This window comes from Microbacterium sp. MYb66 (assembly GCF_002979435.1).
Lineage (GTDB): Bacteria > Actinomycetota > Actinomycetes > Actinomycetales > Microbacteriaceae > Microbacterium.
Map to the genome: position 1 here is coordinate 46,306 of NZ_PCOV01000010.1, position 19,632 is coordinate 65,937.

General features: G+C 69.6%; 24 protein-coding genes. 15 read left to right on the forward strand and 9 right to left on the reverse strand.

Going from position 1 to position 19,632, the window contains the following annotated elements; genetic code table 11:
• Window positions 1-8: 8 nt before the first annotated feature.
• A complete protein-coding gene (locus tag CQ045_RS16305; RefSeq protein ID WP_219844443.1) occupies window positions 9-545 on the forward strand; it encodes a GNAT family N-acetyltransferase in 537 nt (178 codons plus the stop codon).
• On the opposite strand, the gene CQ045_RS16310 is transcribed toward CQ045_RS16305, so the two are convergent.
• Window positions 517-1,128: a flavodoxin family protein gene (locus CQ045_RS16310; protein ID WP_105725613.1), complete on the reverse strand. Its 612-nt coding sequence runs from the start codon at window positions 1,126-1,128 to the stop codon at window positions 517-519. The genes CQ045_RS16305 and CQ045_RS16310 overlap by 29 nt on opposite strands.
• Before the next feature lie 90 nt (window positions 1,129-1,218).
• Between CQ045_RS16310 and CQ045_RS16315 the strand changes: the two genes are divergently transcribed.
• Window positions 1,219-1,422 (forward strand): hypothetical protein, encoded by a 204-nt coding sequence (locus tag CQ045_RS16315; RefSeq protein ID WP_105725615.1) that lies wholly within the window; start codon window positions 1,219-1,221, stop codon window positions 1,420-1,422.
• Between the two features lie 39 nt (window positions 1,423-1,461).
• Here the strand turns inward: CQ045_RS16315 and CQ045_RS16320 are convergent, their stop codons facing one another.
• The 3 genes from CQ045_RS16320 to CQ045_RS16330 are packed head-to-tail and all read right to left on the reverse strand — an operon-like array spanning window position 1,462 to window position 2,927.
• On the reverse strand, window positions 1,462-2,064 hold the full coding sequence (locus tag CQ045_RS16320; RefSeq protein ID WP_105725617.1) for a GNAT family N-acetyltransferase: 603 nt from the start codon (window positions 2,062-2,064) through the stop codon (window positions 1,462-1,464).
• A 44-nt stretch (window positions 2,065-2,108) separates the two neighbouring features.
• Window positions 2,109-2,504: an ImmA/IrrE family metallo-endopeptidase gene (locus tag CQ045_RS16325; protein WP_105725619.1), complete on the reverse strand. Its 396-nt coding sequence runs from the start codon at window positions 2,502-2,504 to the stop codon at window positions 2,109-2,111.
• 48 nt (window positions 2,505-2,552) lie between these two features.
• The gene (locus CQ045_RS16330; protein ID WP_258131110.1) at window positions 2,553-2,927 is read right to left on the reverse strand and encodes a helix-turn-helix domain-containing protein; all 375 of its coding nucleotides are present in this window, start codon (window positions 2,925-2,927) and stop codon (window positions 2,553-2,555) included.
• Window positions 2,928-3,021: 94 nt separating this feature from the next.
• Here CQ045_RS16330 and CQ045_RS16335 point away from each other — a divergent pair, with 94 nt between their 5' ends.
• Genes CQ045_RS16335 through CQ045_RS16345 form a run of 3 tightly spaced genes read left to right on the forward strand, consistent with a single transcriptional unit; the run spans window position 3,022 to window position 4,645 of the window.
• Window positions 3,022-3,252 (forward strand): helix-turn-helix domain-containing protein, encoded by a 231-nt coding sequence (locus CQ045_RS16335; protein WP_258131112.1) that lies wholly within the window; start codon window positions 3,022-3,024, stop codon window positions 3,250-3,252.
• A gap of 32 nt (window positions 3,253-3,284) precedes the next feature.
• Window positions 3,285-4,214: an aldo/keto reductase family oxidoreductase gene (locus CQ045_RS16340; RefSeq protein WP_105725623.1), complete on the forward strand. Its 930-nt coding sequence runs from the start codon at window positions 3,285-3,287 to the stop codon at window positions 4,212-4,214.
• Window positions 4,215-4,252: 38 nt separating this feature from the next.
• Window positions 4,253-4,645, forward strand: coding sequence for a PLD nuclease N-terminal domain-containing protein (locus CQ045_RS16345; RefSeq protein WP_105725626.1), 393 nt, complete (start codon window positions 4,253-4,255; stop codon window positions 4,643-4,645).
• Here the strand turns inward: CQ045_RS16345 and CQ045_RS16350 are convergent.
• The 3 genes from CQ045_RS16350 to CQ045_RS16360 all read right to left on the reverse strand — a co-directional run bounded on the left by CQ045_RS16350 (window position 4,642) and on the right by CQ045_RS16360 (window position 6,937).
• Window positions 4,642-5,610: an epimerase gene (locus CQ045_RS16350; RefSeq protein WP_105725628.1), complete on the reverse strand. Its 969-nt coding sequence runs from the start codon at window positions 5,608-5,610 to the stop codon at window positions 4,642-4,644. The genes CQ045_RS16345 and CQ045_RS16350 overlap by 4 nt on opposite strands.
• On the reverse strand, window positions 5,607-6,254 hold the full coding sequence (locus CQ045_RS16355; RefSeq protein ID WP_105725630.1) for a DUF4166 domain-containing protein: 648 nt from the start codon (window positions 6,252-6,254) through the stop codon (window positions 5,607-5,609). Before CQ045_RS16355 ends, CQ045_RS16350 begins: the two co-directional genes overlap by 4 nt.
• Window positions 6,255-6,319: 65 nt before the next feature.
• Window positions 6,320-6,937, reverse strand: a complete 618-nt coding sequence (locus CQ045_RS16360) for a TetR/AcrR family transcriptional regulator (RefSeq protein ID WP_105725632.1) — start codon at window positions 6,935-6,937, stop codon at window positions 6,320-6,322.
• Window positions 6,938-7,045: 108 nt separating this feature from the next.
• Between CQ045_RS16360 and CQ045_RS16365 the strand changes: the two genes are divergently transcribed.
• Together CQ045_RS16365 and CQ045_RS16370 are read left to right on the forward strand one after the other, a co-directional pair.
• Complete coding sequence (locus CQ045_RS16365) at window positions 7,046-7,852, forward strand: sugar phosphate isomerase/epimerase (protein ID WP_105725634.1); 807 nt, start codon at window positions 7,046-7,048, stop codon at window positions 7,850-7,852.
• Window positions 7,852-9,006: a Gfo/Idh/MocA family protein gene (locus tag CQ045_RS16370; RefSeq protein WP_105725636.1), complete on the forward strand. Its 1,155-nt coding sequence runs from the start codon at window positions 7,852-7,854 to the stop codon at window positions 9,004-9,006. Before CQ045_RS16365 ends, CQ045_RS16370 begins: the two co-directional genes overlap by 1 nt.
• 30 nt (window positions 9,007-9,036) lie before the next feature.
• Here CQ045_RS16370 and CQ045_RS16375 read toward each other — a convergent pair whose 3' ends face one another.
• Complete coding sequence (locus CQ045_RS16375) at window positions 9,037-10,230, reverse strand: ROK family protein (protein ID WP_105725638.1); 1,194 nt, start codon at window positions 10,228-10,230, stop codon at window positions 9,037-9,039.
• Between the two features lie 114 nt (window positions 10,231-10,344).
• Here CQ045_RS16375 and CQ045_RS16380 point away from each other — a divergent pair, with 114 nt between their 5' ends.
• The 8 genes from CQ045_RS16380 to CQ045_RS16415 all read left to right on the forward strand — a co-directional run bounded on the left by CQ045_RS16380 (window position 10,345) and on the right by CQ045_RS16415 (window position 18,647).
• Window positions 10,345-11,454, forward strand: a complete 1,110-nt coding sequence (locus CQ045_RS16380) for a Gfo/Idh/MocA family protein (protein ID WP_105725727.1) — start codon at window positions 10,345-10,347, stop codon at window positions 11,452-11,454.
• The gene (locus CQ045_RS16385; protein WP_105725640.1) at window positions 11,451-12,974 is read left to right on the forward strand and encodes a sugar ABC transporter ATP-binding protein; all 1,524 of its coding nucleotides are present in this window, start codon (window positions 11,451-11,453) and stop codon (window positions 12,972-12,974) included. Before CQ045_RS16380 ends, CQ045_RS16385 begins: the two co-directional genes overlap by 4 nt.
• Window positions 12,971-14,065, forward strand: a complete 1,095-nt coding sequence (locus CQ045_RS16390) for an ABC transporter permease (RefSeq protein WP_105725642.1) — start codon at window positions 12,971-12,973, stop codon at window positions 14,063-14,065. Before CQ045_RS16385 ends, CQ045_RS16390 begins: the two co-directional genes overlap by 4 nt.
• Window positions 14,062-15,141 carry an ABC transporter permease gene (locus CQ045_RS16395; protein ID WP_258131113.1) on the forward strand — a complete coding sequence of 360 codons (1,080 nt, stop codon included), beginning with the start codon at window positions 14,062-14,064 and terminating at the stop codon, window positions 15,139-15,141. The genes CQ045_RS16390 and CQ045_RS16395 overlap by 4 nt, the downstream gene beginning before the upstream one ends.
• Window positions 15,142-15,143: 2 nt before the next feature.
• A complete protein-coding gene (locus CQ045_RS16400) occupies window positions 15,144-16,352 on the forward strand; it encodes a substrate-binding domain-containing protein (protein ID WP_105725644.1) in 1,209 nt (402 codons plus the stop codon).
• Window positions 16,353-16,430: 78 nt separating this feature from the next.
• Window positions 16,431-17,330 (forward strand): sugar phosphate isomerase/epimerase, encoded by a 900-nt coding sequence (locus CQ045_RS16405; RefSeq protein ID WP_105725646.1) that lies wholly within the window; start codon window positions 16,431-16,433, stop codon window positions 17,328-17,330.
• Window positions 17,327-18,334, forward strand: coding sequence for a sugar phosphate isomerase/epimerase (locus tag CQ045_RS16410; RefSeq protein ID WP_105725648.1), 1,008 nt, complete (start codon window positions 17,327-17,329; stop codon window positions 18,332-18,334). The genes CQ045_RS16405 and CQ045_RS16410 overlap by 4 nt, the downstream gene beginning before the upstream one ends.
• Before the next feature lie 19 nt (window positions 18,335-18,353).
• Complete coding sequence (locus CQ045_RS16415; protein ID WP_105725650.1) at window positions 18,354-18,647, forward strand: Dabb family protein; 294 nt, start codon at window positions 18,354-18,356, stop codon at window positions 18,645-18,647.
• A gap of 14 nt (window positions 18,648-18,661) precedes the next feature.
• Here CQ045_RS16415 and CQ045_RS16420 read toward each other — a convergent pair whose 3' ends face one another.
• Window positions 18,662-19,630 (reverse strand): NYN domain-containing protein, encoded by a 969-nt coding sequence (locus CQ045_RS16420; RefSeq protein ID WP_105725652.1) that lies wholly within the window; start codon window positions 19,628-19,630, stop codon window positions 18,662-18,664.
• Window positions 19,631-19,632 lie beyond the last annotated feature (2 nt).

Below are 19,632 nucleotides of genomic sequence, written 5' to 3' on the forward strand. Positions count from 1 at the left end.
CTCCCCGCATGGCTGACATCCGGCTCAGGCCCTGGTCCGAGAGCGACATCGATCTGCTGCACGCGGCCAACACCCCGGCGATGACGGCGCATCTCAACGGACCCGAGACCGAAGACGAGATCGTGGAGCGGCACGCGCGCTACCTGCGTCTGACGGCGACCGGCGAGGCGAGGATGTTCGTCATCGAAGACGAAGCGGGCACGGCGCTCGGCTCCATCGGGCATTGGCACGTCGTCTGGCGGGAGGAGGCGGCGCTCGAGACCGGCTGGTTCGTCCGCCCCGAGTCGCAGGGCCGGGGTGTGGCATCGGCCGCCCTCGCCCTCCTCATCGAGGACGCCCGCGCGCATCGCGAGGGCAGGCGATTCCTGACGGCGTTCCCCGGGGTCGAGAACCCTGCCTCGAACGGGGTATGCCGGCGCAACGGATTCATCCTGGCGGGCACCTTCACGGAGGACTTCCGCGGCGCGGAGCTGACCGTCAACGAGTGGGCCCTCGACCTCACCACGCAGAATGGCGTCAGCTCGCCGGGTACTCCTGTCCCTTGAGCAGGCGGGCCAGGTGCGCGGCGTTCCGAGAAGCCGTCGCGATCGACGAGGCGACCTTCTCCGGGGTCTCGTCGAGATCCTTGTAGTCGGTGGTGTGCATCGCCTCGCCGTTCCAGTAGACCGAGCCCTGGGCGGGGATCGTGTACCCGACGTCGTTCAACGACTGGAACAGGATCGCGGCGATGTGGTGGGCCCCGTCCTCGTTCCCCACGATGCCGGCGATGGCCACCTTGTCGAACAGGGTCGGTCGTCCGCGGGCGTCGGTCTCACTGAGTTCGGCGTCGAGGCGTTCGAGCACGCGCTGCGCGACGCTCGAGTGCTGCCCCATCCAGGTCGGCGTCACGAAGACGAGGATGTCGGCGTCCAGGACGCGCCGGCGGATGCTCGGCCACTCATCGTCGCCACCCATGTCCTTCTGGACGCCGGGGCTCAGCGTGAGATCGACGGCCCGGACCAGGCTCCCCGTCACCCCGTGCCCGGCGAGCGCATCGAGCAGCTGTGTGGCGAGGAGGTCGGAGCTGGAGTCCGCAGGCGAGGGCTTCAGCGTGCAGGAGATGGCGACGGCGGTGAGTGGACTCTTCATTCTCCGAGCACACCAGACCGAACCCGGTGTGCACAGGGGCTTTCCGCGTCCGGGCTATCCTGGTAGACGGCACCGACGACAGGAGATCCCGTGATCCTCAGCTTCCTCTTCTTCATGTTCCTCTTCCTCGGAGGCATCTGGACGATGGGCATCTCGTTCGGACTGCCGGACTACAACGCACTCGCGTTCTGCGGCGGTCTCCTGCTGGTGACGCTCTCGCTCGCGTTCATGCTGCGTGAGCGCGGCTCGGCCACCCGTCGTTCCAGGAACTGGTCGGGCACCCCCACCGAGTGATCCGGCGCGGTCCGGTCGTCGCACGCCGACGCCGACCGCTCAACGCCGCCGCGCGAGCCTCGCCTCGAGGTTCGCCCGGACTGCGGGCCACTCCGGCTCGATGATCGAGTACTCCACGCTGTCGCGCAGCGCTCCGTTGCGGTAGCGACTCATGGCACGCATCACGCCGTCCTGTTTGGCGCCGAGTCGCTCGATCGCCGTGCGCGACTGGAAGTTGACCCACTGCGTGGTCAGCCCGACCCGGAACACCCCGAGCGTCTCGAACGCGTGCCGCAGCAGCAGGAGCTTCGACTCCGCATTCGTGCCCGTCCCGTGCGCGGACGGGCGATTCCAGGTGTACCCGATGTGGAGCCGGGGCACGTCGGCGACGATGTCGTAGTACGACGTCAGACCGAGGATGCGCCCGGCGGCGTCGAACGCCGTGAACGGGACCATCTCGCCCCTGTCAATGAGCCCGATCCTCCGGTCGACCTCGGCGGCGACGCCGTCCGGAGCGGGGACCGATGTGTACCACGCCGTCTTCCACAGATCGCCCTCCTGCACGGCGTCGATCAGTCCGTCGATGTGCGAGCGATCGAGCGGACGGAGCTCGACGAGCTCTCCGGTGAGGGTGACGGGGGAGGGGGCGACGAGGAAGACCATGACGATATTCAATCAGCGCGACGGGGCGATCCGCGTCGTGGTGGTCAGGCCGCGGCGACCGGGACCGCGCCCTGACGGAGCAGGCGCTGATAGGCGGTGACCAGCTCCATCGTGACGTCGAGTTCGAAGGCGAGGCTCGCGAGATGGGGTCCGCGGACCTGTTCCGCCTCGGCATACGCGCGCAGCGTGATCAGCCGGGACGCAGCCCATTCGTCGGCGCGACGCTCCTGTTGAGCGCGCAGCAGCGGGGTCGAGGCGGGGAAGTGCCCGAGGCGGGCGTGGCCGAGTTCGTGTGCGAGGACGCTGCGGGTCGTGCGCGCACTCATCCCGGGGCTCAGGCGGATCGTGCGCGTCGCGGGGTCGAATCCGCCGCGGGTGCGGCCGACGTGCTCGACGACGCGCACCCGCTGCTGGTCGGCGAGGCGGAGGAGGTGCTGCATCGCTCTCCTCCTCGTGCGGATTCTCGTACCGGAGGTTCCGGCCCCGAGTCAGTCGTAGAGGTCGTCCGTGTCGGCGTCGTGCCGGACGGGGGAATCGAAAGCGACCTCGGGGGTATCTTCGCGCAGGCCGGCGACATCGGGTGTGCGGCGGATCGGGGTGATCCGCGCGGTCGTCGCTCCGTCGGCCCGAAGACGCTCTTCGGCCCGTCCGAGAAGGAGATGGGGCTCCAGGTCGAGCGCGGCGCACACGGAGTAGACGACCGGAACGGGGATGGCGCGTTTTCCGGTCACGTAGTTGTCGAGTGCGCTGCGGGCGATCCCGATGGTCCGCGCCATCGCCGCGATGCTGCTTCGCGACGCGGCGATCTCCGCCCGCATCTGGCGGCCGACAGCGTCGTTGAACTCCTCGGCAGGTGTCTTCACCCGGCTCACCATAGCAGCGGCCTGACCCCAGAATGCTGCCATTCTGGTTCATTCGACCCCCAGGAGTGTCCGTGTGTGGCGGTACTGTAGGCGCATGGGGACACAACTGCGTCATCTGTTGGCATTCGAGGTCGAAGGAGCGCGGGTGCATGCGGGAGTGTCCTTCGCGCAGCTGTCCGACCGCTCGGGCATCGCCCCCGCCGCCCTCGCGGATCTGCTGGAGGGGCGGGAGGACTTCACGGTCGTCGATCTCGCGTGCATCGCCACGGTGCTCGGGGTATCGGTGACGGCCCTTCTTCCCGGCGCGGCGGCCGACGACGCCTGACGTCGTCGATGCCGAACGGTAGCGTGGTCCTCATGAAGACCGTGCCGTTCGGATCCGCCACCGCCCCCGCCGTCATCGCCGGCATGATGCGCATCGCCGACAAGGACGACGCGCACATCCGCACGCTGTACGACACGGCCCGTGCGTCGGGCATCGACTTCTTCGACCACGCCGACATCTACGGCGGCAGCATGCATCGGTGCGAGGCGCGGTTCGCCGACGCGCTGCAGCTCACCGCCTCCGACCGCGACGAGATCGTGCTGCAGACCAAGTGCGGCATCGTGCCGTCGCAGGGGATGTTCGACTTCTCCTACGAGCACATCGTCGGTCAGGTCGAGGGATCGCTCGCCGCGCTGCGCACCGACCGGCTCGACGTGCTCCTGCTCCATCGCCCCGACATCCTCGTCGAGCCGGACGAGGTCGCGCGGGCGTTCGACCATCTGGAGTCCACGGGGAAGGTGCGTGCCTTCGGCGTCTCGAACCACACCCCGAGGCAGATCGATCTGCTGCGCACCGCCGTCCGGCAGCCGCTCGTCGCCAATCAGCTGCAGCTGTCGATGACACACGCGCCGATCCTCGCTCAGCCCGCCGCGGCCAACATGGCGGGGCACGATCAGAGCATCGTCCGCGACGGGGGCGGCATCGTGGAGTACTGCCGGATCAACGGGATCACCGTCCAGGCGTGGTCCCCGTTCCAGGACGGCTTCTCTCACGGCGTGTTCCTGGGGAACCCCGAGTACGCCGAGCTCAACGCCGTGATCGACCGCCTGGCGGCGTCGTACGAGGTGACCCCGATCGCGATCGCGACGGCGTGGATCACGAGGCACCCCGCCGGCATGCAGGTGGTGCTCGGGACCACCACTCCGCAGCGGGTGCAGGATGCCGCGGCCGGAGCCGACCTCGAGCTCACGCGTCCCGAGTGGTATGAGCTGTTCCGGGCTGCGGGGCACCTGCTTCCCTGAGCCGAGCGGCGTCCCGCGGCGTCGTCTACCCTGAACTCATGCCGTTCCTGTTCTCGCTCCTCGTCATCGCACTGATGATCGGTGCGCTGATCGACATCATCACGCGCGACAGTGCCCTCGTGAAGTATCTGCCGAAGCTGGCGTGGATCGTCATCGTGATCCTGCTGCCCCTGATCGGCAGCCTCCTCTGGTTCGCGATCGGTCGTGAGTACGGCGAATCCGGGATTCAGATCCCGCGGATGCGGAGAGCGGAACGCCCCGCGGCGCAGACCGATGTGCGCCCGGCGCCCCCGCGGGACATGCGTACGACCGAGCAGCAGATCGCCGACCTCGACCGCGAGATCGAGGAGTGGCGGCTGCGTCAGGAGATCGAGAAGAAGCGCGGACAGGACGGCGATGCGTCCGCCGGTTCGGCGGGGGCGGGCGCCTAGGCGACCGGCTCGCGGTCGAACGATTCGCGGATCGCATCCTCGAGAGTCGGGTGACGGAACTCGAAGCCCGCGGCGGTGAGCTTCTCGGGGAGCACCCACCGGCTCTTCAGAACCAGCTCGGTCTCGGTGCGGATGCCGATGGCCCCGAGCTCCAGCATCCATCGGGGCATCGGCGGACCGATGCGTGCGCCGAGCACGCGACGGACGGTCGCCATGAACTCGACGTTGTCGACGGGGTTAGGGGCAGCCGCGTTGACCGGACCTTGCAGGGAGGGCGTCTGCTCGAGGAACTCGATGATGCGGGCCGCGTCTTCGATGTGCACCCAGCTGAAGCGCTGTCGGCCGCGCCGCGCGCCGGGGAAGTGACCGGTGCCTGCGGCGCGACGGGCGGCGCTCACGGGCCAGCGTCCGTCGTACTGCGCGCCGCCGAGTCCGAGGCGCGCGAGGTTCCGCACCGGCTCGAGCACGCCCCCGTGTCCGAGGACGATCGCGCCGCGCAGGGCGACGCGGCGGGTGGCGGGGAGGTCGTCGGCGAACAGCGCCCTCTCCCACGCCTTCGCGACCTCGACCGAGAATCCGGTGCCGATCTCTCCGGTGGACTCGGTCATCGGGCGGTCTTCGGCGTGCCGGTAGATCGTGGCCGTCGAGGAGTTCACCCAGAGCGCAGGAGGCGCCGATGCCCGGGCGATCGCCGTGCTCAGCGAGGCCGTGGTGTCCAGACGCGACCGGAAGATCTCGGCGCGGTTCTCCGGCGTGTACCGGCAGTTGACGCTCTTGCCGGCGAGTCCGATCACGAGCCTGGCGCCGTCGACGGCGCGGTCGATCTCGACCTGATCGCCCCAGCGGATGTCGGCGCCGGAGCGCGAGATCGTCACGACCTCGCGGCCCTCGGCGCGGAACCGCGGGAGCAGGAACCGACCCATGAACCCCGTGGATCCTCCGATGACGACCCGCCCTGCGCTCATGCGTCCTGCTCTCTCTCCGCGGCATCCTGATTCGAGCCGTGCTGGATGCGGTAGGTGAAATCGCCCCGGTACTCGTAGACGCGGCCGAGCAGCGGAGCGTCGACGGTCAGGGCCACCCGCTGGCGGTCCAGCGCGTCGTCGAACCGCTCGGTGAGGCGCACGACCGGTGCGACCACGCGGGGGATGCGCAGCCGGAGACGCCCGAGCCGAACGCCCACGGCGCGACTGGTCAGCCGGAGCGCGCCGTCGCGCACGTCGACATCGAAGCAGGCGGCGAGGAGGCCGGGCTCCCCGAGCTCGTCGACCACGCGGCCGTGACGTGTGAGCGCCACCGCATCGCGCATGATCCATGAGCCCCGCGAGAACCGGAAGGTGCGCTCGCCGATGGCCCTCGAGGCGATCGTGCGGTTCTCCACCCGGAACGGGACGTCGCGCTCCCAGCCCGCAGCGACCACGCCGCGACGTTCGAGGATGCGCAGCAGCGGCCACAGCCACCGCCGAGGAGTGCCGACGGTCTGGAACACGCCCTCGCCGATGCCGACTGCGCCCTCCGGTATCGCTGCGAAGTAGGTGCGCAGGCGCGGATGCAGCTCATCGATGCGCTCACCGAGTGCCCTGGCGTAGGGGGACTGGGAGACGAGCATCACGCTTCGAGCCTAGCCCGGTGGTCGGACCCCGCCGCCCGCTGCCGGAGCGCCGCAGAGGCCGATCAGCCCGTGGGGCGCAGCAGCCGGTCGAGGAGGGCGAGTGCCTCGTGCTGCGGCGCGGTCTCGTCCAGCAGCCACTGCGTCTGCAGACCGTCGGAGGCGGCGACCACGAGCGCGGCGACGGCATCCGGATCGATGTCCGCGCGGATCCGTCCGCCCGCCTGCTGCTGCCGCACGGTGTCGGCGAGCCTGTCGCGGAGTCGGGAGAAGCGGCCGGTGGCGAACGTGCGGGCGGCCGGGTGGCCTTCCTCGAGGGCGGCGGCGACGAGCGTCGAATACAGCTGCACGAGTCCCGGGACGGCCCGGTTGATGCGGGCGGACTCGATCATCATCTCCACGGGCGTCGCGTCCTCGGTCGGGGGCTCGGGCTGCCGGCCCGGTGCGTTGCTCTCCTCGTAGACCGCCACGAGAAGCTCCTCGAGCGATCCGAAATAGTGCGTCAGCGCGGCGTGCGTGACGCCCACCTCGCGGGCGATGGCTCGCAGGCTCGTGCGATCGGCGCCGCGCTCCGCGAACACCTCGATGGCGCGATCGAGGATCTCCTGTCGGCGAGCGATCCCCTTGGCGTAGGCGCCTCGGGCGCGCGGGGCCTCGGCGTTCTCAGACGGTTCGGCGGGCATGAGGCGAGTCTAGCGAACCAAAACTTCCGACTGGAGGTATTTGGTGATAGCGTGCCTGCACGGGACAGCGGTCCCGCCACGTCACCGATGACCGAAGGAGCACGACCGATGACGATTCGGACTTCCCTGCAGCTGTTCACGATCAAGGACGAGCTGGAGGCCGACCTCGAGGGTTCGCTCGCGGCGGTCGCCGCCCGCGGCTTCACCGCCGTCGAGCCCTACGACTTCGTCCGCCGTGCCGAGCCGCTCGCCGCCGCGCTGTCGGCCGCCGGGCTGGTCGCCCCGTCCGGACACGCCTTCCTGGCGTCGGAGTCGTTCGTGAACCCCGACGGCAGCGGCACCACGGTTCCGGTGCCCTCGCCCGCGGAGGTCTTCGCCGCCGCGAAGGTGCTCGGCATGGAGACGGTCATCGACCCGTACACCGAGCCCGCGCGCTGGGAGTCGGTCGAGCAGATCGCCGAGACCGCCCGCCTGCTGAACGAAGCCGCTGCGGTCGGTGCGACCGTCGGCGTCCGCGTCGGCTACCACAACCACGCGCACGAGTTGGAGGCGGTCTTCGACGGCGTCACCGGACTCGAGGTGCTGGCCGGTCTCCTCGACGACCGCGTCGTGCTCGAGGTCGACCTGTACTGGGTCGCGCGTGGCGGTGTCGACCCCGTCGCCCTGCTCGGGCGCCTGGGCAGCCGCGTGATCGCCGTGCACGCGAAGGACGGCACGCTCGACCCCGCGCTCGCCGGAGCCTATCCGCCTGCCGACCAGGTTCCCGCGGGCGAAGGATCGGTCCCGCTCGTGGAGGCCGTCGCCGCGGCTCCGGCCCTCGAACTCGCGATCGTCGAGTTCGACCACTACGAGGGTGATCTGTTCGACGCCATCGAACGCAGCCGGGTCTTCCTCGACGAGAAGGTCGCCGGCTGATGGCGGTCGGCACGGGTTCGTTCGGGGCAGGCCCCGCCGGCGTCGGCATCATCGGCGCGGGGAACATCAGCGACCAGTACCTGTCGAACCTCACCACCTTCCCGGACGTGCGGGTGATCGCCATCGCCGACCTCATCGAGGAACGCGCGAAGGCGCAGGCGGAGAAGTACGGCGTCCCGCGCGCCGGCGGCGTCGACGTCGTGCTCGAGGATCCCGAGATCGAGATCGTCGTGAACCTCACGATCCCGGCGGTGCACGTCGAGGTCTCCGAGGCCATCATCGCTGCCGGCAAGCACGTGTGGACCGAGAAGCCGATCGGCGTGAGCCGCGAGGAATCGCGCCGCCTGCTCGAGAAGGCGGATGCCGCGGGGCTCCGGGTCGGCGTGGCTCCGGACACCGTGCTCGGACCGGGCGTGCAGACGGCGAAGCGGGCGATCGCGCGCGGTGACATCGGTCGACCGCTGTTCGCACAGACCACGTTCCAGTGGCAGGGGCCGGAGATCTTCCACCCGAACCCGGCGTTCCTCTACGCCAAGGGCGCCGGACCGCTGCTCGACATGGGCCCGTACTACGTGTCGACCCTCGTGCACGTGTTCGGGCCGGTCGCCGCGGTCGCCGCCCTCGGGCTCCAGGGGGCGCCGACGCGTCGCGTGCAGGTCGGCGAGCTCGCAGGGCAGGAGTTCCCGGTCGAGATCCCGTCGACCCTCAGCGTGCTGATGGACTTCGAGGAGGGCGGTCAGGCGCAGAGCCTGTACAGCACCGACTCGCCCATGCTGCGGCAGGGGATCGTCGAGATCACCGGCACCGAGGGCACGATCGTGATCCCCGACCCGAACACCTTCGGCGGCGCGATCTCGATCACGCGCCCGCTGACCCGACTGTTCGTCCCGCCGGAGCCGGTCCAGCAGGAGATCGTGGACGTCGCGCAGGAGGGCGTGCTCTCCGGCCGCGGAGTGGGACTGCTCGATATGGCGCGCTCGATCGCCGCCGGTCGCCCGCATGTCGCGACGGGGGAGTTCGGTTACCACGTGCTCGACACGCTGCTGTCGATCGAGGAGGCCGCCGAGTCGCGCCGCTTCGTCGAGGTCGAGAGCACCCTGGACCAGGTCGGCGTGATCGCCGCGGACTTCGATCCGTTCGAGGCCACGCTCTGAGCGCGGCCGCTCGTGGCGGCGGGGTGCGGGTCAGCGCACCTTCGTCGCCACGTAGCGGTCGACGCTCGCCGGGGAGAGCACCTCGCGGGCGACCATGATCGCGGCGCCGAGGACGGCGGCCCGGTCGCCCGCCTGGGACTGCACGATCGCGAGGTGCTGCGTCGCGAGCGGGATCGAGCGTCGATACACGACCTCGCGCACTCCGGCCAGCAGATGCTCTCCCGCGCGCGCGATGCTGCCGCCCAGCACGATGATCGAGGGGTTCAGGAGATTGACGACGGTGGCGAGCACCTCGCCGACGTCGCGTCCGGCCTGACGGGTCGCTTCGATCGCCGTGGCGTTCCCGGCGCGCACCAGATCGACGACGTCGGATGCGCCGTGCACCTCGAGTCCGTCCTCCCGCAGGGTGACAGCCAGCGCCGAGCCGCTCGCGAGCGCCTCCAGGTCGCGCTCGTCGCCGGGCTCGCGCGTGGAACCCGATCCCGTCGGCACCTGCACGTGTCCCATGTCGCCCGCGGATCCCTGGGCGCCGCGCTGCAGCTGCCCTCCCGCGATGATCCCCGCGCCGATGCCGGTGGACACCTTCACGAAGATCAGATCGTCGACACGGGGCCAGCTCGTGGCCTGCTCGCCGAGGGCGAGGATGTTCACGTCGTTGTCGACCAGCACCGGCACGTCGAAGGTCTTCTGCACGTACGCGGGCACGTCGAACCGGTCCCACCCCGGCATGATCGGCGGGTTGGTGGGGCGCCCGGTCGAGTGCTCCACGGGGCCAGGTACGCCGATGCCGACCCCGACCAGGGGGAGGCCCTCGGTCGTCGCGCCGAGCAGATCGGCGCCGTCGGTGAGGATCGAGTCGAGCAGGATCTCCGGGCCGTCGCCGATGTCGATCGTGCGGGTGCGCGAATCGAGGATGACGCCGGCCAGATCGGCCACGGCGACCGTGGCATGCGTCGCTCCGAGGTCGACGGCGAGCACGAGTCCTGCCCGCGGGTTGAAAGCCACGCGGGCCGGCGGTCGCCCGCCGGTCGACGCCGCCTCTCCGGCGGGGCGCAGGAGGTCGGCCGCGAGGAGCGCGTCCACCCGGAGCGCCACCGTGGAGCGGGCGAGGCCCGTCAGCGCGGCGAGCTCGGCCTTGGTCCGGGCGTGTCCGTCGCGGAGGATCTGGAAGATCTCCCCGGCGCCGGAGGAGAGCGCCGGCAGCGGCCTCAGAACGTCAACCATTTCGTCAGTAAACCACAGCACTTCGGCGTCTCGCCGATTGACTTCAGATTTGGCACGAACAACTTTTGACGAAGTGCTAGCAAAAGTCCGATGGTCTGTGTCAGAATCATCGGCATGACAACGGATGTCACTGACACCGGTCTCGGGACGATCCGAGCCGGCATCCTCGGCGGAGGATTCATGGCCCGCGTGCATCGCACTGCGGCGCGAGACGCCGGCGGCGAGCTGCGTGCCGTCGCCACCCGCTCGGCCGAGGGAGGCCGTGATGCCGCTCAGGCGCTGGGTGCCGACCGTGCCGAGAGCGACGCCGTCGCGCTCCTCGAGGCCGCCGACATCGACGTGGTGCACATCTGCACACCGAACGCCACGCACGCGAGCCTGGCGCTCCAGGCCCTGAACGCGGGCAAGCACGTCATCTGCGAGAAGCCGCTCGCGACGACCGCCGAAGACGCCAAGGTCCTCGCGGAGACCGCCGCGGCCCGAGGACGGGTCGCTGCCGTCCCCTTCATCTACCGCTACCACCCCATGGTGCGCGAGGCCAGGGCGCGCATCGCGCGCGGCGAGGCAGGCGACCTCCTCACCCTGGACTGCTCCTACCTGCAGGACTGGATGCTCCTTCCCAGCGACGACGACTGGCGCGTGCGCTCCGAGTCCGGAGGAGCATCCCGCGCCTTCGCCGACATCGGGTCGCACCTGTGCGACCTGATCGAGTTCGTGATCGGCGAGCGGATCCGGGCACTGAGCGCGCGCACCCGCCGGGTCTTCTCGGAGCGCTCGGGGCACGCCGTCGACACCGAGGACATCGTGGCCGTGCTCGTCGAGACCGAGTCGGGTGCCCTCGGCACGCTGCTCATCTCGCAGATGGCCGCCGGGCGCAAGAACGCGCTCACGCTCGAGCTGCACGGCTCGCGCCAGAGCCTCCGCTTCGAGCAGGAGCGTCCGGAGGAGCTCTGGATCGGCATGCGCGAGGAGTCCCGGCTGCTGCTGCGCGACCCCGCGACATCCGATCCGGATTCGGCGCGGCTCCAGCGGGTACCCGCCGGTCACTCGATGGGATATCAGGACGCCTTCAACGGCTTCGTCGCCGACGTCTACGCGGCCATGGCCGGAGGGCGACCAGACGGGCTTCCCACCTTCGCGGACGGGTACCGCTCCGCCGTGCTGACGCAAGCCGTGCTCGACTCGGCGGCGGACAGCGGACGATGGGTGGAGGTGGCGGCATGACCACGACGACGACACAGCCGGTGCTGGCCGTGAGCGGCATCCGCAAGTCGTTCTTCGGCGTCGAGGTGCTGCACGGCATCGACTTCGACGTGCGACCGGGCGAGGTGCACGGCCTCGTGGGCGAGAACGGCGCGGGCAAGTCCACTCTCATGAAGATCATCGCGGGCGTGCAGCCGGCAGACGAGGGCACCATCACGTACCGCGGCGAGGACGTGCATCACGCGCATCCACGGCAGGCGATGGATGCCGGGATCGTCACGGTCTTCCAGGAGTTCACCCTCCTCCCCGAGCGCACCGTCGCGCAGAACGTCTACCTCGGGCGCGAGCCGCGCCGCGCGGGCTTCGTCGATCAGCGCGCCATGAACAGCAGCACGGCCGAGCTGCTCGCAGACCTCGGCGTCTCGTTCATCGAGCCGCAGGCGCGCGTCGGCTCGCTCACGGTCGCGGAGCAGCAGATCGTCGAGATCGTCAAGGCGCTCTCGTTCGATGCGCAGGTCATCTCGATGGACGAGCCGACCGCCGCGCTCAGCGACCGCGAGGTCGAACTGCTGTACGCCATCATCCGCCGGCTCACCTCCCGCGGCGTCGCCGTGATCTACGTCTCGCATCGTCTGAAGGAGATCTTCGACCTGTGCGACCGCATCACGATCCTCAAGGACGGCGCGCTGGTCTCGACCGATGACACCTCCGCCCTCACGACGGACGAACTGGTGCGCCGCATGGTCGGCCGTTCCATCCAGTCGTACTTCCCGGACGCGGTCGAGGGGACGACGGTGGGCGAGCCGCGACTCGAACTCGAGGGCTGCGGCAACGCCTATGTCGACGGGGTGTCCCTCACCCTGCGCGCGGGGGAGATCGTCGGCATCGCAGGGTTGCAGGGCTCCGGGCGCACCGAACTCGTCGAGGGGGTGTTCGGCATCCAGGCCTTCACGCGGGGGACCATGCGGATCGACGGCGCCCCGGCCCGCATCACGAGCGCGCGGGCAGCCGTGCGCGCCGGACTCGCCCTCGTCTCGGAGGACCGCAAGGCGCAGGGGCTCGCCCTCGGGCAGTCGGTCCTCGACAACGCCCTGCTGGTCGTGCGCAGCGTGTTCGCCGGCCGCACCGCCGCGTCCCGCCGCGAGGTGCCCGGCGTCCTGAGCTCTCTCGAGGTCAGCTCGCAGGGCATCGATCAGGAGGTGCGCTTCCTCTCCGGCGGCAACCAGCAGAAGGTCGTGCTGGCCAAATGGCTGCTCACCGGCCCGCAGATCGTGCTCTTCGACGAGCCGACCCGCGGCATCGACGTCGGCGCGAAGTACGCCGTCTACCAGCTGATGCGCGAACTGGCAGCGCAGGGGAAGGCCGTGCTGATGGTGTCGAGCGAGCTGCCGGAGGTGATCGGCATGAGCGATCGGATCCTCGTGATGCACGACGGCGAACTCGTCGCCGAGCTCCCCGCAGGCTCGGCGGAGCACGAGATCCTCGGCGCCGCGACCGGCGCGAGCGATACCGGCACCGCGACGGACGGGGGTGCGCGATGAAACGCCTCAAGATCGACTCCACGGTCATCGTGCTCGGCATCCTCCTGCTGGTCATCGTCGTGGGCGCCATCCTCGTCGCGACGGTCGGACGCAACTTCCTGAGCCCCGGCAACATCCGCGACATCCTCACCGGCATGAGCGTGCTCGGTCTCGTCGCGATCGGGCAGACCCTCGTCGTGCTCGGCGCCTCCCTCGACCTCTCGGTCACCTACGTGATCAGCCTGTCGAGTCTGCTCGCGGCCACGATCATGAACGGCAACGCGGCGAACATCCCGGTGGCCGTGATCGTCACCCTGCTCGTCTGCGCGGGCGTGGGTCTCCTGAACGGGCTCATCGTCACCGTCCTCAAGGTGAACGGCTTCATCGCCACGCTCGGCGTCGGCCTGATCCTGCAGGGCATCCTCAACACGAACTTCAAGGGGTCGGCCGGCAACGTACCGTGGGCGTTCCAGCTCATCGGCGCCACCGGGGTGGGGCCGATCCCGGTCTCCACACTCATCATGATCGTGCTGGCGGTCGTCGTCTGGTTCCTGCTCAACCGCACCCGCACCGGCGCGCACCTCTACGCGGTGGGCGGCGATCCCGAGATCGCCCGCCTGTCGGGGGTCCGCACCCGGATGCCGCTGATCTGGGCACACGTGCTGTGTTCGGTGTTCGCCGGCCTGGCAGGCCTCCTCCTCGCCAGCCGCCTCGGCGTCGGCAGCCCGACCGTGGGGCAGCAGGGCGGCTACGCCCTCCTGTCCATCGCGGCCGTCGTGCTCGGCGGCACCCTGCTCCTCGGCGGCCGCGGCTCGATCTGGGGCACGATCGGCGGTGTCGCGATCCTCGCCGTGGTCGACAACGTGATGAGCGTGATGCAGGTCAATCCGTTCCTCAAGGACGTCGTCCGCGGCGTGGTGATCGTCGCCGCGGTGGCCGTGTACAGCCGCCGCTCGATCATCCGCCGCCGCCCGCGGTTCGGCGCCGGGGGCACGCGCACCGGGGGAGACGACGCCGCGAAGGCCGCCGAACCCGAGATGGCGGCCGCCGCGTCGCAGCTCGCCGACGCCACCCCCGATATCAGCCCCGCTGCGGAAGGAGGACGCTCATGAACGCGCTCCGCACACTCGTGAGCCCCCGCGGGGCGGTGTTCCTGCTGCTGGTGCTCCTGCTGGTCGCTGTCACGATCCTCAACCCGAGCTTCGCCGAACCGGGCCAGTTCATGCGCTTCATCCAGCGTGTCGCCCCCATCGCCATCGTCGCGATCGGCCAGTACTTCGTGATCATCGCAGGAGAGTTCGACCTGTCCCAGGGGTCGCTCATCACCGCGCAGGTCATCATCGCCGGCAACCTCGTCGGCCAGGACGACTCCCGCACCGTTCCGGTGCTGCTGCTGATGATCGTGTTCGCCGTGGTCGTCGGACTCGTGAACGGTCTGATCACGACGCTGCTGAAGGTACCCTCCTTCATCGTCACGCTCGGCATGATGCTCGCGCTCCTCGGCGGGGTCATGTGGTGGACCGGGGGAGCGGCGACGGGAAACCCCGCCGACAGCTTCCGCGAGATCGGCCGCGGCGGGATCCGGGACGTGCCGTTCCTCGACTTCATCCCCTGGGCGGTGCTGCTGCTCATCGTCTGGCTCGCGCTCGGCATCTGGATCACCAAGCGCCCGCTGGGCAAGACGCTCATCGCCGTCGGCGACAACGCCATCGCGGTCGACTACGCCGGTGCACGCCGCGCCTGGGTGACCACCCGTGCGTTCATCATCTCGTCGCTCTCCGCGTCGCTGTCGGCCGTGCTCCTCGTCGGATACGCCGGCGTGCACCCCTCGGTCGGCCGCGGCTACGAGTTCACCGCCATCACCGCCGTCGTCCTCGGCGGGGTCGTGCTCGGCGGCGGACGAGGCTGGATCGTGGGCGCCGTCGCCGGCGCCTTCGCGCTCGAAGCCCTGTTCATGCTGCTGAACATCGCCGGCGTTCCCTCGACGCTCCGCGATGCCGTCCAGGGCGTCATCATCATCGCCGCCGTCGCTTACTCCGCCGTCGCCTTCCGGGCACGACGCAGGCGCGGCCCACAGTCTTCTCCCGATCAGGGGAAGGAGCAGGTCCCCCCACCGGGGACCCCTGCTCGAGAGTCCGCTTCACCTGCCCTCGCCTCCGGGGGCCACACAGAAACCAGAGGAGATTAGCAATGCGACGATCAATGAAGATCGCCACCGCCGGGGTGGCTCTCTTCGGCCTCATCGCGCTCGCCGGGTGCACGACCGACCCGTCCGTGGCGCCGGCGGAGTCGGAGAACCCCGATGAGACGGCGGAGACGACCGAATGGTTCGACCAGGAGCTCTTCGACAAGCAGAACGAAGAGCGCGGTGTCGACCCGCAGGGACCGGCCGACGAGCCGTACCTGCAGCACATCAACGCCGAGATGGTCGACACGTCGGAGTTCGCCAGCGAGGGAGCCAAGAAGGCCTGCTTCGCGAACGCGTCGATCTCCAACCCGTGGCGCCAGACCGGCTGGATCACGATGAACGAGCAGCTGAAGGCGCTGCAGGAGGCCGGAGCGATCAGTGAGATGGAGACCCGCGACGCGCAGGACTCCGACGACACGCAGATCGCCGACATCGACTACTTCATCTCCGAGGGCAACTGCGACGTCTTCCTCATCTCCCCGAACAGCACGGCGGCGATGACCCCGGCGGTCGAGCGGGCATGCGAGACCGGCAAGCCGGTCGTCGTGTTCGACCGCGGTGTCAACACCGACTGCCCGGTCACGTTCATCCATCCGATCGGCGGCTTCGCCTGGGGCATCGACACGGCCGAGTTCCTCATCGACAACCTCGAAGAGGGCGACAAGGTCGTGGCTCTGCGCATCCTCCCGGGTGTGGACGTGCTGGAGCACCGCTGGGCCGGAGCCGAGAAGCTGTTCGACGAGGCCGGCATCGAGGCCGTGGACTACTTCACGGGCGCCGACCCCGCCGAGATCAAGAGCATCATCAGCGATGAGCTCGCCAAGGGCGATGTCGCCGGCATCTGGATGGACGCCGGAGACGGCGCCGTCGCGGCCATCGAGGCGTTCGAGGACGCCGGAGCGGACTACCCGGTCATGACCGGTGAGGACGAGATGAGCTTCCTCCGCAAGTGGAAGGACACGGGTCTCACGGGCCTCGCGCCGGTGTACTCCAACTTCCAGTGGCGCACGCCGCTGCTCGCAGCGCAGATGATCTTCGCCGGCACCGAGGTGCCGAAGGAGTGGGTCCTGCCGCAGAAGCCGATCACCGAACCGGAGCTCGACGACTACCTGAAGGCGAATGAGGGCATGCCCGACGGCCACTACGCCAAGTTCGGCGGGGAGAACCTCCCCGGCTACCCGACGGTGTGGCAGGAACGACAGATCCCGTAACCGAAATCCGCTCCCGCCCTTCCGCTCCGCACCCGCGGGGTGGGAGGGTGGGAGCGCTTCACGATCACAAGGACAACGATGCCCCGCACGATCGCCGTCAACACCTGGGTGTGGACTTCTCCGCTGACCGACGCGACGCTCGAGCCGCTCGCCCGCAAGGCCAAGGACCTCGGCTACGACGCGCTGGAGTTGCCGCTCGAGAACGTCGGGGACTGGGATCCGTCGAGGACCCGTGACGTGCTCGACGGGCTGGGGCTGGGCGCCGTCGTCGTCGGGGCGATGGGCCCCGGACGCTCGCTGGTCGCGCGTGCCGGCGATGTCGCCGCCACCCAGACGTACCTGCGGGCCTGCCTCGACGCCGCAGCCGTCCTGAGGTCGCCCGTTCTGGCCGGGCCGTTCTACACCCCGACGGGTGCGACCTGGCGGATGGATGCCGAGGAGCGGGTCGCGGTCGTGCGCGAGCTGCGCGACAACCTCGCACCGCTGGCCGAGGAAGCGGCCTCGACAGGGTTGATCCTGGCCGTGGAGCCGCTCAACCGTTACGAGACGAGCCTGCTCAACACGGTGGAGCAGAGCCTGGATGCTCTCGATCCTCTGCTGGGAGCCGGCGTCGGGCTCGCGCTCGACACCTATCACCTCAACATCGAGGAGAAGAGGCCGGCGGATGCGATCCGCGCTGCGGGTTCCGCGATCGCCCATGTGCAGGTGTGCGGGAGCGACCGCGGGGCGGTCGGCGACGACCACACCGACTGGCCCGGGATCTTCGCGGCCCTCGGCGATGCCGGCTATCGCGGCACGCTCGGGTTGGAGAGCTTCACGGGGGAGAACGCCACCATCGCGGTCGCGGCCTCGGTGTGGCGGCCGCTCGCCCCGAGCCAGGACGACCTCGCCGCCCGCAGCATCGCCGCCCTCCGAGGTTTCGAGACGAACCGAGCCCTCGATAAGAACCCCGCCCTCGATACGAAGGAGTATCCATGAGCACGCATCCGGTCACCCTGTTCACCGGTCAATGGGCCGACCTGCCCTTCGAGGAGGTCGCCCGGCTCGCGGCGGAGTGGGGCTACGACGGGCTCGAGGTCGCGGCATCCGGCGATCACCTCGATCTGCGACGTGCCGACGAGGACGAGGCGTACGTGGCCTCGCGCAAGGAGATCCTCGACCGCCACGGGCTGAGGATCTTCGCGATCTCGAACCATCTGGCCGGTCAAGCGGTGTGCGATGCGCCGATCGACTTCCGTCACCAGGCGATCCTGCGCGACTACGTGTGGGGCGACGGCGAGGCCGAGGGTGTGCGGCAACGGGCCGCCGAAGACATGAAGCGCGCCGCACGAGTCGCCCGCAAGCTCGACATCGACACCGTCGTCGGGTTCACCGGATCGTCGATCTGGCCGTACCTGGCGATGTTCCCTCCGGTCCCGGCATCGGTCATCGAAGGCGGGTTCGAGGACTTCGCGAACCGATGGAATCCCATCCTCGACGTGTTCGACGGTGAGGGTGTGCGCTTCGCGCACGAGGTGCACCCCGGTGAGATCGCCTACGACTACTGGTCGTCGGTGCGCGCGCTCGAGGCGATCGGGCATCGGGAGGCGTTCGGGTTCAACTGGGACCCCTCGCACATGATGTGGCAGAACATCGACCCGGTCGGGTTCATCGTCGACTTCGCCGACCGGATCTATCACGTGGACTGCAAGGACACCCGGATGCGGCCGCACAACGGCCGGGCAGGCGTCCTCGGCTCGCACCTGCCGTGGGGCGACCCTCGGCGCGGGTGGGACTTCGTGTCGACCGGGCACGGGGACGTGCCCTGGGAGGACTCGTTCCGCGCACTCGACGCGATCGGGTACACCGGGCCGATCTCGATCGAGTGGGAGGACGCCGGGATGGACCGGCTGCACGGCGCCCCCGAGGCGCTGGGATTCGTGCGATCCCTCTTGTGGCCGAAGCCCGAGGCGTCCTTCGACGCCGCGTTCAGCAACCAGTGATCACCGGAACAGGAATCCCATGCCGATCCAGCACACCGTCGTCTTCCGCCTCGTCCATCCGGAGGGATCCGCCGAGGAGCAGGAGTTCCTGGCGACCGGGCATGCGGTCCTGACCGCGATCCCCGGCGTCGAGGACTTCACGATCCGACGCCAGATCAGTGCGAAGAGCGACCTCACGCATCAGTTCTCGATGGTCTTCGCCGACCGCCACGCCTATGCCGCGTACGACGGGCACCCCGCTCACACGGCGTTCGTCTCGGAGCGCTGGCTGCCCGAGGTCGCCGAGTTCCAGGAGTACGACTTCGTCGAGTGACCGGCGGGACGGGGTCAGGCGGCGAGTTCGCGGAGGCGGACCAGACGCTCGTGGCCCGTCTCCTCGAGCTCGGCGATGCCGTCCCGCGACTTCAGGAAGTCGGAGAACGAGCGGTACCCCAGGGCTTTCTCGCTGAACGACGGGTCCATGCGACGCATGTGGGTCTTCACCGCGGAACTGTGCAGCCACTCATCGGCGTCGGCCTTGTCATGGCCGAGGCGCAGGGCGCGCTCCAGCAGCTGCGTCGCCTCGGCCTGCTCGTCGACCTTCGTCGGCGCCGGGGCGGCGGTCTTGGACTTGGCGCGTCGGGGCGCCTTCGTCTTGGTCGTCTCGGTGGACGCCTCGGTCGTCTCGACGGCGGGTTCGGCCGCGGCATCCGGCTTCGCCGCGACGGCGACCGGAGGGGCCTTCACCGGACGGACCACGCCGGGCAGCGAGTCATAGGACTCGAACTCGTCGCACGCCGCGGCCAGGGACTTGGCGGTCGAGCCGGACACGCCGACGCCGATCACGTAGCGTCCGAGTCGCTTGCAGCGCTGCGCCAGCGGCACGTAGTCGCTGTCGCCCGCGACGATCACCACGTGCGTGAGGTCGGGCAGGCGGAACATGTCCTCGACGGCATCGACGGCGAGCCGGATGTCGGCCCCGTTCTTGGCGTAGGCGGCGGCGGGGAAGAGCTGCACGAGATCGACGGCGCGTGCCACGAGCTGCGAGCGGTACTCGGCGTTCACGGGCGACGACCAGTCCGCGTACGCGCGCGTCAGCACCAGGGTGCCGAAGGAGGCGGCGTAGTCGATGATCGCGCCGACCTCGATCATCGCCTTGCTCAGCCGATCGACGACTTCCGGATCGTTCGGGTTCTCGGTGATCCGCTGCCGGTCCTTGCCGTAGGCGTTGCGTCCGTGCACCCGGTCGTACCAGGAGATGACGATGTTGTCGAAGTCGAGGTAGACGGCGACGCGGGCATCGGTGGTCTCGGCCATGA

What these genes read in the sequence shown, in the direction of transcription:
- CQ045_RS16410 (WP_105725648.1), top strand. Translation starts at nt 17,327, where the DNA reads ATGAGCACGCATCCGGTCACCCTGTTCACCGGTCAATGGGCCGACCTG.
- CQ045_RS16325 (WP_105725619.1), bottom strand. Translation starts at nt 2,504, where the DNA reads ATGCAGCACCTCCTCCGCCTCGCCGACCAGCAGCGGGTGCGCGTCGTC.
- CQ045_RS16305 (WP_219844443.1), top strand. Translation starts at nt 9, where the DNA reads ATGGCTGACATCCGGCTCAGGCCCTGGTCCGAGAGCGACATCGATCTG.
- CQ045_RS16375 (WP_105725638.1), bottom strand. Translation starts at nt 10,230, where the DNA reads ATGGTTGACGTTCTGAGGCCGCTGCCGGCGCTCTCCTCCGGCGCCGGG.
- CQ045_RS16400 (WP_105725644.1), top strand. Translation starts at nt 15,144, where the DNA reads ATGCGACGATCAATGAAGATCGCCACCGCCGGGGTGGCTCTCTTCGGC.
- CQ045_RS16390 (WP_105725642.1), top strand. Translation starts at nt 12,971, where the DNA reads ATGAAACGCCTCAAGATCGACTCCACGGTCATCGTGCTCGGCATCCTC.
- CQ045_RS16320 (WP_105725617.1), bottom strand. Translation starts at nt 2,064, where the DNA reads ATGGTCTTCCTCGTCGCCCCCTCCCCCGTCACCCTCACCGGAGAGCTC.
- CQ045_RS16310 (WP_105725613.1), bottom strand. Translation starts at nt 1,128, where the DNA reads ATGAAGAGTCCACTCACCGCCGTCGCCATCTCCTGCACGCTGAAGCCC.
- CQ045_RS16420 (WP_105725652.1), bottom strand. Translation starts at nt 19,630, where the DNA reads ATGGCCGAGACCACCGATGCCCGCGTCGCCGTCTACCTCGACTTCGAC.
- CQ045_RS16340 (WP_105725623.1), top strand. Translation starts at nt 3,285, where the DNA reads ATGAAGACCGTGCCGTTCGGATCCGCCACCGCCCCCGCCGTCATCGCC.
- CQ045_RS16360 (WP_105725632.1), bottom strand. Translation starts at nt 6,937, where the DNA reads ATGCCCGCCGAACCGTCTGAGAACGCCGAGGCCCCGCGCGCCCGAGGC.
- CQ045_RS16380 (WP_105725727.1), top strand. Translation starts at nt 10,345, where the DNA reads ATGACAACGGATGTCACTGACACCGGTCTCGGGACGATCCGAGCCGGC.
- CQ045_RS16335 (WP_258131112.1), top strand. Translation starts at nt 3,022, where the DNA reads ATGGGGACACAACTGCGTCATCTGTTGGCATTCGAGGTCGAAGGAGCG.
- CQ045_RS16370 (WP_105725636.1), top strand. Translation starts at nt 7,852, where the DNA reads ATGGCGGTCGGCACGGGTTCGTTCGGGGCAGGCCCCGCCGGCGTCGGC.
- CQ045_RS16350 (WP_105725628.1), bottom strand. Translation starts at nt 5,610, where the DNA reads ATGAGCGCAGGGCGGGTCGTCATCGGAGGATCCACGGGGTTCATGGGT.
- CQ045_RS16405 (WP_105725646.1), top strand. Translation starts at nt 16,431, where the DNA reads ATGCCCCGCACGATCGCCGTCAACACCTGGGTGTGGACTTCTCCGCTG.
- CQ045_RS16345 (WP_105725626.1), top strand. Translation starts at nt 4,253, where the DNA reads ATGCCGTTCCTGTTCTCGCTCCTCGTCATCGCACTGATGATCGGTGCG.
- CQ045_RS16355 (WP_105725630.1), bottom strand. Translation starts at nt 6,254, where the DNA reads ATGCTCGTCTCCCAGTCCCCCTACGCCAGGGCACTCGGTGAGCGCATC.
- CQ045_RS16415 (WP_105725650.1), top strand. Translation starts at nt 18,354, where the DNA reads ATGCCGATCCAGCACACCGTCGTCTTCCGCCTCGTCCATCCGGAGGGA.
- CQ045_RS16395 (WP_258131113.1), top strand. Translation starts at nt 14,062, where the DNA reads ATGAACGCGCTCCGCACACTCGTGAGCCCCCGCGGGGCGGTGTTCCTG.
- CQ045_RS16385 (WP_105725640.1), top strand. Translation starts at nt 11,451, where the DNA reads ATGACCACGACGACGACACAGCCGGTGCTGGCCGTGAGCGGCATCCGC.
- CQ045_RS16365 (WP_105725634.1), top strand. Translation starts at nt 7,046, where the DNA reads ATGACGATTCGGACTTCCCTGCAGCTGTTCACGATCAAGGACGAGCTG.